This window comes from Gordonia sp. i37 (assembly GCF_002043085.1).
Taxonomy (GTDB): Bacteria; Actinomycetota; Actinomycetes; order Mycobacteriales; family Mycobacteriaceae; genus Gordonia; species Gordonia polyisoprenivorans.
Genome location: NZ_MVPX01000073.1, coordinates 1 through 13,311, shown reverse-complemented (window position 1 = coordinate 13,311; position 13,311 = coordinate 1). Strand labels below are relative to the sequence as shown.

12 protein-coding genes are annotated in these 13,311 nt (G+C 67.3%); 5 read left to right on the top strand and 7 right to left on the bottom strand.

Annotated features, from left to right (window positions below):
* The 4 genes from B1964_RS03180 to B1964_RS03165 all read right to left on the bottom strand — a co-directional run.
* Positions 1 to 796, bottom strand: a 796-nt coding sequence (locus tag B1964_RS03180) for an ABC transporter transmembrane domain-containing protein (protein ID WP_253193868.1), incomplete at its 3' end; no start/stop codon positions are given.
* Positions 787 to 1,863 carry a cytochrome d ubiquinol oxidase subunit II gene (gene cydB / locus B1964_RS03175; protein WP_006368131.1) on the bottom strand — a complete coding sequence of 359 codons (1,077 nt, stop codon included), beginning with the start codon at positions 1,861 to 1,863 and terminating at the stop codon, positions 787 to 789. The genes cydB and B1964_RS03180, both read right to left, overlap by 10 nt.
* Before the next feature lie 12 nt (positions 1,864 to 1,875).
* Entirely contained in the window at positions 1,876 to 3,441 is a 1,566-nt protein-coding gene (locus B1964_RS03170) for a cytochrome ubiquinol oxidase subunit I (RefSeq protein WP_172398737.1), read from the bottom strand.
* A gap of 198 nt (positions 3,442 to 3,639) precedes the next feature.
* Entirely contained in the window at positions 3,640 to 4,530 is an 891-nt protein-coding gene (locus tag B1964_RS03165; protein WP_079928779.1) for an aminodeoxychorismate lyase, read from the bottom strand.
* Between the two features lie 82 nt (positions 4,531 to 4,612).
* On the opposite strand from B1964_RS03165, the gene B1964_RS03160 reads away from it, so the two are divergent.
* The 3 genes from B1964_RS03160 to B1964_RS03150 all read left to right on the top strand — a co-directional run bounded on the left by B1964_RS03160 (position 4,613) and on the right by B1964_RS03150 (position 6,863).
* A complete protein-coding gene (locus tag B1964_RS03160) occupies positions 4,613 to 5,806 on the top strand; it encodes a folate-binding protein YgfZ (protein ID WP_079928775.1) in 1,194 nt (397 codons plus the stop codon).
* A complete protein-coding gene (locus B1964_RS03155; protein ID WP_079928773.1) occupies positions 5,803 to 6,495 on the top strand; it encodes an MOSC domain-containing protein in 693 nt (230 codons plus the stop codon). The genes B1964_RS03160 and B1964_RS03155 overlap by 4 nt, the downstream gene beginning before the upstream one ends.
* Positions 6,496 to 6,686: 191 nt before the next feature.
* Entirely contained in the window at positions 6,687 to 6,863 is a 177-nt protein-coding gene (locus B1964_RS03150) for a DUF3073 domain-containing protein (protein WP_006368126.1), read from the top strand.
* 185 nt (positions 6,864 to 7,048) lie between these two features.
* Here B1964_RS03150 and purM read toward each other — a convergent pair whose 3' ends face one another.
* The 3 genes from purM to B1964_RS03135 all read right to left on the bottom strand — a co-directional run bounded on the left by purM (position 7,049) and on the right by B1964_RS03135 (position 10,415).
* A complete protein-coding gene (purM, locus tag B1964_RS03145; protein WP_014361354.1) occupies positions 7,049 to 8,170 on the bottom strand; it encodes a phosphoribosylformylglycinamidine cyclo-ligase in 1,122 nt (373 codons plus the stop codon).
* Between the two features lie 23 nt (positions 8,171 to 8,193).
* Positions 8,194 to 9,777 carry an amidophosphoribosyltransferase gene (gene purF, locus B1964_RS03140; RefSeq protein ID WP_006368124.1) on the bottom strand — a complete coding sequence of 528 codons (1,584 nt, stop codon included), beginning with the start codon at positions 9,775 to 9,777 and terminating at the stop codon, positions 8,194 to 8,196.
* A gap of 227 nt (positions 9,778 to 10,004) precedes the next feature.
* Positions 10,005 to 10,415: a sterol carrier family protein gene (locus B1964_RS03135; protein WP_006368123.1), complete on the bottom strand. Its 411-nt coding sequence runs from the start codon at positions 10,413 to 10,415 to the stop codon at positions 10,005 to 10,007.
* A 169-nt stretch (positions 10,416 to 10,584) separates the two neighbouring features.
* Here B1964_RS03135 and B1964_RS03130 point away from each other — a divergent pair, with 169 nt between their 5' ends.
* Both B1964_RS03130 and B1964_RS03125 read left to right on the top strand, forming a co-directional pair.
* Entirely contained in the window at positions 10,585 to 11,478 is an 894-nt protein-coding gene (locus B1964_RS03130) for an SGNH/GDSL hydrolase family protein (protein ID WP_079928772.1), read from the top strand.
* A 53-nt stretch (positions 11,479 to 11,531) separates the two neighbouring features.
* Positions 11,532 to 13,040 carry a hypothetical protein gene (locus B1964_RS03125; RefSeq protein WP_014361355.1) on the top strand — a complete coding sequence of 503 codons (1,509 nt, stop codon included), beginning with the start codon at positions 11,532 to 11,534 and terminating at the stop codon, positions 13,038 to 13,040.
* Positions 13,041 to 13,311: the final 271 nt, after the last annotated feature.

Genomic DNA, 13,311 nt, shown 5'->3' with positions numbered 1-13,311 from the left:
CACCGGACAGAAACGCCACCCGCAACGACGACATCGAACTGCGCCGGTGCGCCTGCCCGAGGTCGGCAACCTGCCGGGCGGGCGCGCGAGCGCGATTGAGTGCGCGCAGCGTCGGCAAACCGGTGACCAGGTCGAGCAGTTGAGCGCTGAGCCGGCTCATCGTCGCGAGCTTGCGCTCGGTGCGATCACGTGTCATCAGTCCGATGAGGATCATGAACAGCGGGATCAGCGGCAGCGTGATCACGATGATCACCGCCGACGGCCAGTCGGCGACGGCGATGACGGCCAGCACAGTCGGCGTGACCAGAACCGTCACGATCAGCGCCGGCACATATCCCGACAGATACGGGCCCAGCGCGCCCAGTCCCCGTAGCAGCACCGTCGTCGCGTGTTCGCGGCGCTGCACCAGCTCTCGCGGCGGCGTGCGGTCCGGGTCGGTCAGCACATCCAGGGCGCGGGCGCGCAGCTCGGCGATCGCGGTCGCCGAGGCCCGATGCGCGTACCGATCGTGGCCGAACGAGGTGAGCACGCGGACGGCGACCGCCGCCGCCAGCACCCACAGGTGCACCGACTGTGCGGCCAGGGAACGGCGCGCCGGCTCGGTCACCAACTCCGCGAGGACCGACGCCGTCATCATCGCGGTGACGATCACCGCGACCGTGGTGACCGCCGCCAGCAATGCGGTCACCAGCACATAGCGCCGGGTGGCGGGCGAATACCGCAGCAGGCGGGGATCGAGCGGCGGGCGGGCCCGCCGTGCGCGTCGAGAACCCCCGTCCGCGTCCGCTATTGCCATGCCTTCAACGACAGGCCGGTGGGTGCCGGGATCTGGCCAACGCTGATGCGCTTGCGGAAGACCCAGTAGGTCCACCCCTGATAGGCGATGACGATGGGCGTCATGATCAGCGCGGCGATCGTCATCACGGTCAGCGTGTAATGACTCGACGCGGTGTTGGCGACGGTCAGGTTGTAGGCCGAATCAGTGGTCGACGGAAGCACATTCGGGAACAGCACCGAGAACAGCGTCGCCACGGTCCCGGCGATGGCGATCGAGGTCGCCAGGAAGGCGATGCCCTCGCGCTGCACCTGGGTCGCCGCCACCATCACCAGCGCGGCGACAGCGGCGATGAGCACCGGGATCCACGTCCAGCCGTTGCCGTAGGCGAACTGCGTCCACAGCAGGAACGCCGCGGCCACGACCAGCGTCGGAATGGCCAGCAGCTTGGCGTATCTCATCGCGTCCTGCTGCAGCACGCCGCTGGTCTTGAGTCCGAGGAAGACCGCACCGTGGGTCAGGAACGCGAGCAGCGTGGTGACACCGCCGAGTAGCGCATAGGGATTGAGCAGGTTGAAGAATCCGCCGGTGTACTGGTGCGCGGCGTCGATCGGCAGACCGCGGACGACGTTGGCGAAGGCCACGCCCCACAGCAATGCGGGAATCCACGATCCCAGGCCGATGCCGACGTCGCACCACATCCGCCAGCGCGGGTCGTTGATCTTGCCCCGCCATTCGATGGCCACGACCCGGGTGATCAGTCCGATCAAGATCAGGAACAGCGGCAGGTAGAACGCGGTGAACATCGTTGCATACCAACCACCGAACGCCGCGAACAGCGCACCGCCGGCGGTCAGCAGCCACACCTCGTTGCCGTCCCACACCGGGCCGATGGTGTTGAGCAGCGCACGCCTGCGCTTGTCCGGGTCGGCGGCATCGTCGTCGGCCGCGACCTTCTCGTCGCCACCGGTGTGGCTCGCGCCGAGGAACGGCATCAGCATGCCGACACCGAAGTCGAAGCCCTCGAGAACGAAGTATCCGATGAACAGGACCGCGACGACGATGAACCAGAAGTTTTCGAGTGACATCTGTCCCGCTCCTCAGTACGCGAACGAAAGCTGTTTGGGCTCATCGGAATAGGAGTCGTCGGACTCCACCTCCGGAGCGATGTGGTCATATGCCGCGGGACCCTCGATGGCGTAACGCCGTTGCAGGAGGAACCACACCACACCCAGTCCGCCGTAGAGCAGCGTGAAGCCGATCATGGTGACCCACAGGATCGGTGGCGTGTGGTTGGAGACGCCGTCCTGCACGAGCATGTGTATGCGCAACGGGTCGAGGTTGTTCTCCCAGTTGGGTGCGACCACCCACGGCTGGCGGCCCATCTCGGTGAAGATCCAGCCGGAAGCGTTGGCCAGGAACGGGGTCGGGATCATCCAGAGGGCCAACAGGCCCAGGCGTCTGGATTCGACCACCTTCTTTCGCCGGGTGAACCACAGTCCACCGAAGGCCACGACGACCGATCCGAGCGCCCAGGTGATCATCGCGCGGAATCCCCAGTAGGTGACGAACAGATTGGGGGCGAAGTTCTGGCCGGGCATGTTCAGCGCTTCCTGATATTGCGTCTGCAACTGATTCACGCCCTGCAAAGTTTCACCGAAGCGATGCGTGGCCAGGAAGGACAGCATGCCCGGGATCTCGATGACGTGGTCGATGTCGGCACAATTGTTCTGCCGCCCGATCGAGAGCACCGAGAAACCGGCATTCTCCTGGGTGTTGCACAGCGATTCCGCCGACGCCATCTTCATCGGCTGCTGTTTGAACATGATCTGCGCCTGGAAGTCCCCGGTGATGAACAACAGCACGCCGGCGACGATGGCCACCCAGCACGCGAACCGGGTCACCGGACGCCACAGGCGATGGGCGTCGCGCTCGAGATCCTCCGGGGTGGCATCGATCTGGCTCGGCGAGGTGGTCTTGGGCATCCCCCTCGTGTCGCCGGTGTCGATGGCCACGCGCAACTTCTTGGCGCGCCACATGTTTCGCGACATCCACCAGATACCGATGCCCCCGACGAAGGTGGCCGCGGTCAGCCATGCACCGGCGATCACGTGCGGGAACGCGGCGAGGGTCGTGTTGTTGGTGATGACCGCCCAGAAGTTGTTCATGGCCGGGCGGTTACGCGTTTCATCCCAGGCCACACCCACCGGGTGCTGCATCCACGAGTTCGCGGCGATGATGAAGTACGCCGATGCGGTCACGCCGATCGCGACCAGCCAGATGGTGGCCAGGTGCACCCGACGCGGCAGACGCGACCAGCCGAAGATCCACAGACCGAGGAAGGTCGACTCGAGGAAGAAGGCGATCAGTCCCTCGAGGGCCAGCGGCGCGCCGAACACATCGGCGACGTATCGGCTGTATTCGCTCCAGTTCATTCCGAATTGGAACTCCTGAACGATACCGGTGGCCACACCGAGGGCGAAATTGATCAGGAACAGCTTCCCGAAGAATTTCGTGGCTCGTAACCACTGCTCGTTTCCGGTCTTGTGCCAGACCGTCTGCATGATCGCCACCATCGGCGCGAGACCGATGGTCAACGGGACGAACAAGAAGTGATAAACGGTCGTGATACCGAATTGCCATCGTGACAAATCCAGAGCGTTCAACGTCGCCTCGAATCGCATGGTCGCGTCTCGGGCTGCGAGACGCGGGACGAAAGTTGGCTACTACACCACGTAGTAACCGTACCGGTGACGCTACGCCTGGCCACTCACGCGAACAAGCGCCAAAAGTCCCGTCACCTGGGTTCATTTGTGGGCTGGATCTCGCTGGTGTCCGCGGGGAGAGCCCGCAGACACCAGCCATTATCGGTCAGCAGAAATGGCGCGGTCGACCAAATCGATAAAATCCTGGCAAACTTCCGTCACAGGCAGGGGGTGACCGTTGAGCGCGGTCACCCGCGCGGCGAGGGGGACGCTGCTGATCAGCCACACCGAATCGGCCTCGAGCAGATCGGCCGGACGCAGTACCCGGGTCTCGGTCTGCCAGCCTTCTTCGGCCGCCAACGCGAACGTCGCCACCTGGGTGGTGCCGGGCAGGATGCCGATTTCGGCCGGCGGGGTGACGAGTGTCTTCCCCATCACAGCAACGACCGTCGAGCGCGGACCCTCCAGAATCGCACCCTCGCTGCTGACGTAGATCACATCGTCGTAGCCGTTGTCGGCGGCATGACGCAGCGCAGCCATGTTGGTCGCATAGCTGAGGGTCTTGGCACCGAGCAACTGCCACGGGGCGGCGTCGGCGACATCGATCGAGTAGCCGCGGTCCAGGGTGATCACCGAGACCCCGTTCGCCCGGACCGCTACGACCCGCTCGGCGACCGGACCAACCGTCAGGTACGCCGTCGGCGCCCCGGACTCGGCACCCGCGCCTGCCGGATGAGCTTCCCGCCCACGCGAATAGACAAGGCGTAGAAGACCTTCGGCGAACTCACCGTTGCGGTCGACCCACGTGCGCGTCGCCACCTCGATCGCCGAACGCCACTTCTCGGCATCCGGCTCGGGCAGATCGAGCATCTCCGCGGAGCGGGCCAGACGCTGCAGATGAAGGGTGACGCACCGCGCCCATCCGTCGCGGATCAGCAGCGTCTCGAAGATCCCGTCGCCCCGCACCGCGGCCAGATCGTCGGCATGCAGGAACGGGACCTCGGGATCGAGGACGGTTCCATCGAGGGACACCAGGATGGACTGCGACACTGCGGGCTGGGACTTGTCGGGCTGGGACTTGTCGGGCTGGGACATGCCGCCACCCTATCGACCCGCCGCGTAGACTCGACTCGTGAGCCGCTCACCCATCCTGACCAGGTATTCCAGCCAGGGCGCGGTCGCCGCTCCCGAGACTCCCACCACTCCGCAGGGCACTGGAGTCGCCTGGCATTACGGCGATCCCCTCGGTGAGCAGCGGGCGGCGGTCCGCGGCGCGGCCATCGTCGACCGCACCGACCGTGCGGTCCTCGAACTCCCCGGCCCCGAACGCCTCACCTGGCTGAACACGATCTGCTCGCAGCAGGTGAGCGACCTCGGTGACCGGTCGAGTGCCGAGGCGCTGTCCCTCGACGCCAACGGCCGAGTCGAGGACCATTTCGTGCTCACCGACGTCGACGAGGTCATCTGGATCGACACCGAGGCCGCACGCGGCGAGGCCCTGCTGACGTTCCTCACCAGGATGGTCTTCTGGGCCAAGGTGCAACCCGCGGCGCGTGCCGACGTCAAGGTCCTCACCCTCATCGGCCCCGACGCGGTGCGCGGACCGATCGCCGATCTCCTCGAGATCGACCCCGACGCCGCGCCCTACCAGGCCGGCGACCTGCCCGAATCCCATCACGAGGACGAGCCGCTCGGCTTCTGGCGGATGATGCCGCCCCTGTCGGAGGGACCGCACACCGACACCTCGCTGCCGATGGTCGACCTCGTCGTACCGGAGTTCCTGCTGCTGCGCTGGTGGGAGCAGCTCACCGAGGCCGGCGCACGGATGGCCGGCAGCTGGGCCTTCGACGCCCTGCGTGTCGCCGCCCGGCGTCCCCGCCTCGGCGTCGACACCGACGAACGCACCATCCCCCACGAGGCGGGATGGATCGGCGGTCCGGAGCGTTTCGGCGCCGTCCACCTCGACAAGGGCTGTTACCGCGGTCAGGAGACCGTCGCTCGCGTGCACAATCTCGGTAAGCCGCCGCGGCAACTCGTGCTGCTGCATCTCGACGGCAGTTCCGATCACCGTCCGCCGCCCGGAACCCCGATCACCGCGGGAGGGCGCACCGTCGGCCGCCTCGGCACCGCCGTCGACCACTTCGACCTCGGCCCCATCGCCCTCGGACTGCTCAAGCGCGGCATCGGCCCCGACGTCGAGTTACTCGTGAATGGCGACGCCGACGAACCCCCGATGGCCGCCCGCGTCGATCCCGACTCCGTGGACGCCGACGACCGGGTCCAGGCGGGCCGGGCGGCCGTCGAACGCCTGCGCGGACGGGCATGACGGTGACCCCGCCCGAGCCGGCACACCAGGGTCAGCCGGACGGGCGCGTCCTGGCGGTCTGCGCGGTCCACGCCGACGTCGACCTCGGCCGGGCGGGCATCAGCGCCATCGACAAGCGCCCCCACGACGGGCGGGTGCAGGTCGGCGAGCTCGGCCTGTTGAACGACCACGTCCGTGACACGAAACACCATGGGGGCCACGACCAGGCCGTCTACGCCTACGACGACCGCGAGGCGCGCCGCTGGGCCGACGAGCTCGGTCGCGACCTGCCCTACGGCTGGTTCGGGGAGAACCTGCGCGTCGACGGCCTGCCCGTCACCGATGCGCTCGTCGGCGAACGCTGGTGGGTCGGGCCACCGGAGGATCCCTCGACCGGCGTCCTGCTGGAGACCACCATCCCCCGGACCCCGTGCCGGACCTTCGCCGTGTGGGCGGGCGAGCCCCGGTGGGTCAAACGGTTCATGCAGCAGGGTGACGTCGGCACCTACCTGCGGGTTCTCACGCCCGGAAGCATCGGGGCCGGCGACGAGATCCGCGTCGTCGCCCGCCCGGACCACGGAGTCACCGTCCGCGATCTGCTGACCGGCACCGACGCCGAGCCCCTACAGACCCTGCTGGCCGCCGACGACCTACCCGCGAAGGTTCGTCGCGAGGCGAGCCGACATCTCGCCCGCGTCGCGAAGGTCTGACGGCCACCGGCCCGAGCACACCGGGAAGGCCCCGGGCAACACCCCATCGCAGCTGGTCGGCGTGCCATTGCCGGGGCAATCCGCGTAATCGCGAAACGCGCGCTAAACTGGTGCCCACGAGATACTCAACTACCGAGAGAACGGGGCCGCCACCAGTTTGGCCGCCCCGTCATTGTGCGAGGGGGTCCCATATGGGCCGCGGCCGGGCTAAAGCAAAGCAGACGAAGGTTGCTCGTCAGCTGAAGTACTCCACTCCCCACACCGACTTCGACAGCTTGCAGCGCGAGTTGTCGGGTTCGGCGGATTCGGCAGACCGCCCGGATCCGGTGGACGAGTGGCTTGAAGAGGACGAGTGGCGTCGCGCCTGAGCGCGACCGCCCTCATTTCGCTCACCCCTTGACGCCGACCGCCCCGGCGTCGTCGTCACGGTAGCGCCACCACAGGCGATCACCGGTTCGTTCATCGAACGCAAGTCTCGAGTGCGTTCGGCGAACGGACCGGTGATCGTTGGTTTCTCAGCGTCTCCCCGGGCGGTTACTTGTAGTAGCGCTTGTCAGAAGCGTGGGTGATCGCCGACGAGGTTCACGCGCCCCGATCCACCCTTGGCCTCGGGATTGCGCTTGATGGTGCCGAGCACCCAGTTGTCGACGTGGCGCGCGGTCAGTACCGCCTGGGCACGATCGGTGTCCTCGGGCGCCACCACGGCCACCATGCCGACACCCATGTTGAAGGTGCGTTCCATCTCGGCCTGCTCGACGCGACCGCGCTGGGCGATCATGGCGAAAATCGGTGCGGGAGTCCAGGTATTGCGTTCGAGTTCGGCCACGAGCCCCGACGGGATGACCCGGGCCAGGTTCTCGGCGAGCCCGCCACCGGTGATGTGGGCGAACGTCCGAACATCGGCCTCGGCCGCCAGCGCGAGGCAATCGCGTGCGTAGATGCGTGTCGGTTCGAGGAGTTCCTCACCGAGGGTGCGACCGAATTCCTCGACATCGCCTCCGAGATCCATGTGGCCCCAATCGAGAAGGACCTTGCGCGCCAGCGAATATCCGTTGGAGTGCAGGCCCGAGGAACCCAGTGCGATCACCGAGTCGCCGGCGCGGACCCGATCCGGCGAGAGCACCTGGTCGGCCTCGACGACGCCCACCGCGGTCGCCGAGAGGTCGTAGTGGTCGTCGCGCATGAGACCGGGATGTTCGGCGGTCTCGCCACCGAGCAGTGCGCAGCCGGCGATCACGCAGCCGTCGGCGATGCCGGCGACGATCTCGGCGACCGTCTCCGGGACCACCTTGCCGATGGCGATGTAGTCCTGCAGGAACAGCGGTTCGGCGCCGCACACCACGAGGTCGTCGACGCACATGGCCACCAGGTCCTGGCCGACGGTGTCGTGTTTGCCGATCGCTTGCGCGACGGCGAGTTTGGTGCCGACGCCGTCGCTCGCCGCGGCGAGTACCGGCTCGCGGTAGTTGCCCTTGAGGGCGAACAGTCCGGAGAATCCGCCGAGGCCGCCGAGAACCTCCGGGCGGGTGGCGCGTTTGGCGTGCGGCCCGATCAGCTCGACAGCGCGATCACCGGCGTCGATGTCGACCCCGGCCCCCGCGTACGACAGGCCGCCAGAAGGAAGATCCGCGGAAGGTGAAGTGGACTTCTCGTCAGCCGCATCCTGTTCGCTCACGGGAGACACGCTACCCGAGTGCTTCAGGGCCGCATCACGGCGCTGACGTTGTCATTGGGAGCGGTCAATGGGTCGATCCGGGCGTCGTCGGCGGCGTTGGCGAGCATCTGCTCGAGCACCGCCTTGCCCAGCGACGACTCCTTGGGCAGTTCGATCGGATAGTTGCCGTCGAAGCATGCCGCACACAGCGCCGACGGCTCCTGATGCGTCGCCGCGATCATCTCCTCGGTACTGATGTAGCCGAGCGAATCGGCGCCGATCGCCTGCCGGACGCCCTCGACCATGTGCTCCTCGGACTCCATGCCGTTGGCGATCAGTTCGGCGGGCGAGGCGAAATCGATGCCGTAGAAACAGGGCCAGCGCACCGGACTCGACGCGATACGGACGTGCACCTCGGCCGCACCCGCCTCCCGCAGCATCCGGATCAATGCGCGTTGGGTGTTGCCGCGCACGATCGAATCATCAACGACAACAAGACGTTTGCCGCGGATGACCTCTTTGAGCGGGTTCAGCTTGAGACGGATACCGAGCTGACGAATGGTTTGCGACGGCTGGATGAAGGTACGGCCGACGTAGGCGTTCTTCATCAGCCCCTGCCCGTAGGGAATCCCCGACTCCTGGGCGAACCCGACGGCCGCAGGCGTACCCGACTCGGGTACCGGGATCACCAGGTCGCCGACCGCCGGGAACTCGCGGGCCAGCCGCCGCCCGATGTCGACACGCGTCGAATGCACCGAGCGGCCGTGGATGACGCTGTCCGGGCGGGCGAGATAGACGTATTCGAAGACGCAGCCGCGTGGCGTCGGCTCGGCAAAACGGGAACTGCGGACGCCGTCGGCGTCGATGGCGAGCAGTTCACCGGGTTCGATGTCACGCACGAACGACGCACCGACGATGTCGAGGGCCGCGGTCTCCGAGGCGACGACCCACCCCCGATCCAGCCGGCCCAGGCACAGCGGGCGGACGCCGTGCGGGTCGCGCGCCGCGTACAAGGTGTGCTCATCCATGAAGGTCAGGCAGAAGGCACCGCGCAGGGTGGGGAGCAACTCCATGGCCGCCTGCTCGATGCTGCTGTCGGCGGCACCATGGGCCAGCAGCGCGCCGACGACGTCGGAATCCGAGGTCGCCGCGGTGCTCTTGATGCCGACCTCACGCGCGCGCGCCGCGAGCTCCGCGGTGTTGACCAGATTGCCGTTGTGGCCCAGCGCAACCCCTGTCCCGGCGTCGGTGGTGCGGAAGATCGGCTGGGAGTTCTCCCAGGTGGTCGATCCGGTCGTCGAGTAGCGGCAATGGCCGATCGCGACGTGGCCGACCATCGATGCCAGCGTCTGCTCGTCGAACACCTGGCTGACGAGTCCGAGATCTTTGAAGACCAGCACCTGCGAGCCGTCGCCGACCGCGATCCCGGCGGCCTCCTGACCCCGGTGCTGCAGGGCGTAGAGGCCGTAGTACGAGAGCTTCGCGACGTCCTCACCCGGAGCCCAGACACCAAAAACGCCGCACTCCTCGCGCGGCTCGTTCTCGGGTTCGTCGATCGGTCGGCTCGAGGGACATGCCCGCGACGTGGGGGCCAGGAGGTTCCGGCCGGCTATCGACTCTTCGGTCATCGACGATCTCCCTGGGGCTGGGCTCTGGTCTGCACATCCGGACGCGGACACCACGGCCGGATGAGATGTCGGGTCACGATGGTGATCCGATCACGGGCGAGACCGGCCGTGCGGAAGCCAACGCGGCAATGGGCTGGAGACCCTCCGGAGTCTACCGATCGGTACCGCCCCGATGCCAACCGTGCAGCGACGACGCGCCCGACGATATTCCTCCGGGGTGAGCAGGGTCATAGGTCGGGGCGGGGCACCGGCACCAGGGGCAGCCACTGCGCGACCTCGCCCGCGCGGGATCCCGACGCCGTGACCGCACCGGACTCGACGGCATCGGCGAATCGCGCATCCCCCACGACCAGGCTCAACCAGGTGCGCGGGTCGGTCTCCACGACGTTCGGCGGAGTCCCCCGCGTGTGCCGCGGACCCTCGATGCATTGGACGGCCACGTACGGTGGCACTCGGACCTCGACGGAGTTCCCCGGTGCGATGTCCTCCAGCGTGCGCGCGGTCAGCCGGACCGCGGCCGCGAGCGTGGGCCGTGCAGGCGCGGGCAGTTGCTCATCGCGCAACCACTCGACGACAGCGAGTACCGCTGCGCGGGTGTCGGTGGGATCGATGGGTTTTCGGGCGGGCACGCCGCCCATGATGCCTCGCCGTCGATTCACGCCGCCTCGCGGCGGGATCGTTCGGGCACGTGGCCGGGCAGTCAGGACCCATTCCGGTAACGCTCCGGACGAGCCCGACGACATCATCAGTACCATTTGTCACACTAACAACGTCAGTAACACGAGCACCACGATCTGGAGTCACCGAATGCCATTGCCGTACGGCCGCAGCCCCCACCGACGCCTCGGCATCCGAACCGTGCTGACCGCGGCGGCCACAGCCGTCGCCCTTCTCGGCGGACTCGCTCAGGCCGGCGGGGCGCAGGCGGCCGACGGATATCCCTACGTGAACCTCGGTGACAGCTACAGCGCAGGCGCATCGGTGTTCCCCCAGGCCACGAGTGCGGCCACCTTCTGCTCGAACTCGAGCGTCAACTACTCCCACCTCGTCGCCAAGCGACGTGGGATGAATGTCGCCGACGTCAGCTGCGCCGGCGCGACGACCGCCGACCTGACCCAGTCGCAGTACCGGTGGCAGGGACCGCAGATCAACGCGTTGGGACCGGCGACCCACTTGATCACCCTGACGATCGGCGCGAACAACAACGGGCTGTTCAGCGACTCGACGTCGGCCTGCCAGCAGGCCTGGCTGTCCGCGCCGCTGTCGGCCGCCCCGTGCCGCGATGCATTCGGCACCTCGTTGGTCGACAAGATCAACACCTCGACCTACCCCGACCTGGTGAATGCGTTGCGCCACATCGACCGCGCCGCCCCGAACGCCCGTGTCGTGCTCGTCGGATATCCGCAGATCTTCCCGGCCGTGGGATCCCCGGTCTGCTCGGCTGCGCTGCTCACCACGCCCGCCGACACCGAATACCTGCACCAGGCCTTCGCCGCCCTCAACGACGCCTTGCGCCGTGCCGCGGCGACGACGCATGCGACCTTCGTCGATATGACGAAGGCGTCCGCAGGCCACGACGCCTGCGCTGGTGATCGGCGCTGGGTCGAGCCGACGCTGGGTGCGGTCAACTTCCCGTCCATGCACGCCAACGCGCGCGGCCAGCAGGCGATGGCCGATCAGGTCGTGGCCGCCCTGCGTTGAGTGCCCTGCGCTGATCGCGCCCGCAACCCGGACGGACCGGGCAGGATTGAGCAATGGGCACCGACGTCAGCACCCAGCAGTTCTCCGGCGCCGACCGGGTGCGTTTTCGCAAGCAGGTCAGCCGGGGCACCGAGGCGATCGCCCGGATGCTCGCCGACGGCTTGTTCACCGACCACGGCGCTCCGCCCGAGCCGTTGCTCGGCATGGAGGTCGAGCTCAATCTCGTCGACGACGAGATGAACCCGGCCATGGCCAACGCCGAGGTGCTCGACGCCATCGCCGACCCCGACTATCAGACCGAACTCGGCCAGTTCAACATCGAGATCAACGTCTCGCCGCGGCCTTTCGTCGACAACGACACGATGTCTCTCGAACAACGGCTGCGCACCTCGCTCAATCGCGCCGAGCAACAGGCCACCCGCGTCGGTACGCACCTCGTCATGATCGGCACGCTGCCCACCCTGCGGACCGAGCACTTCGCACATCAATGGATCTCGGCGAATCCGCGTTACGACCTGCTGAACCAACAGATCTTTGCCGCCCGCGGTGAGGACATCGAGATCGACATCGCCGGGGTCCCGCTCGGCGAGCATCACGTCAGCGAAAGACTGCACACCTCAACCGATTCCATCCTGCCCGAGGCCGCGTGTACGTCCCTGCAACTCCATCTTCGGGTGGCACCGGAGGATTTCGCCGCGCATTGGAATGCCGCGCAGGCGATCGCCGGGGTGCAGGTCGCGCTGGCCGGCAACGCCCCGTTCCTGGCAGGGACAGCGCTGTGGCACGAGAGTCGCATCCCCGTCTTCGAGCAGGCGACCGACACCCGGCCGCTGGAACTGAAGAACCAGGGCGTGCGACCGCGAGTGTGGTTCGGGGAGCGATGGATCAACACGATCTTCGACCTGTTCGAGGAGAACACCCGCTATTTTCCTGCGCTGCTACCGGTGTCGACGGACGTCGATCCGCTCGCCGAACTCGACGCGGGGCGCATCCCCGCGCTCGAGGAACTGCGTCTGCACAACGGCACCGTGTACCGCTGGAACCGGCCGGTCTACGACGTCGTCGACGGGCAGGCCCATTTGCGGGTGGAGAACCGTGTGCTGCCCGCCGGGCCGACCGTCGTCGACACCATGGCCAACGCCGCGTTCTACTACGGGGTGGTCCGCGGTCTCGTGGAGGCCGACCGGCCGCTGTGGTCGCAGATGTCGTTCAATGCCGCTGCCGAGAATCTGCATGCCGGCGCCCGCGGAGGCCTTGAGTCGCAACTGTATTGGCCCGACGTGGGCTGGGTGCGCCCCGACGAGCTCACCCTCCGTCGACTACTCCCCCTCGCCGACGACGGCCTCCGCGCATTCGGAGTCTCCTCCAAAGCGCGTGCCCGCTACCTGTCGGTCATCGAAGGCCGCTGCGTCACAAGACAAACCGGCTCGGTATGGCAGCGTCGGGCAGTCGCCGCACGCGAGCAGGCCGGCGAGGACCGCACCACCGCCCTCCGCGGAATGCTGGCCGACTACGTCACCCACATGCACGAGGGCGAGCCGGTGCACTCCTGGACCCTATGAGCGTCGGCTGACCGGGTCTCGAGGCCGTTCTTTTCGGTGGTCGAGCAGCCCGTCGGATCTTTCGTCCCGGTGGTCGATCAGCCCGTCGGATCTTTCGTCCCAATGGTCGAGGTGCCAAGGAGCGTTAGTGGCGTTCCCTTTCTCCCGGTGGTCGAGGTTGGTCGAGGTGCCGAGGAGCGCTTTCATCTCGGTGGTCGAGGTGTCGAGGAGCGTTAGCGACGAGCCTCGAGACCTGTTGCACCGCTGCTGGTTTCCGGCCATTCACGGAAGC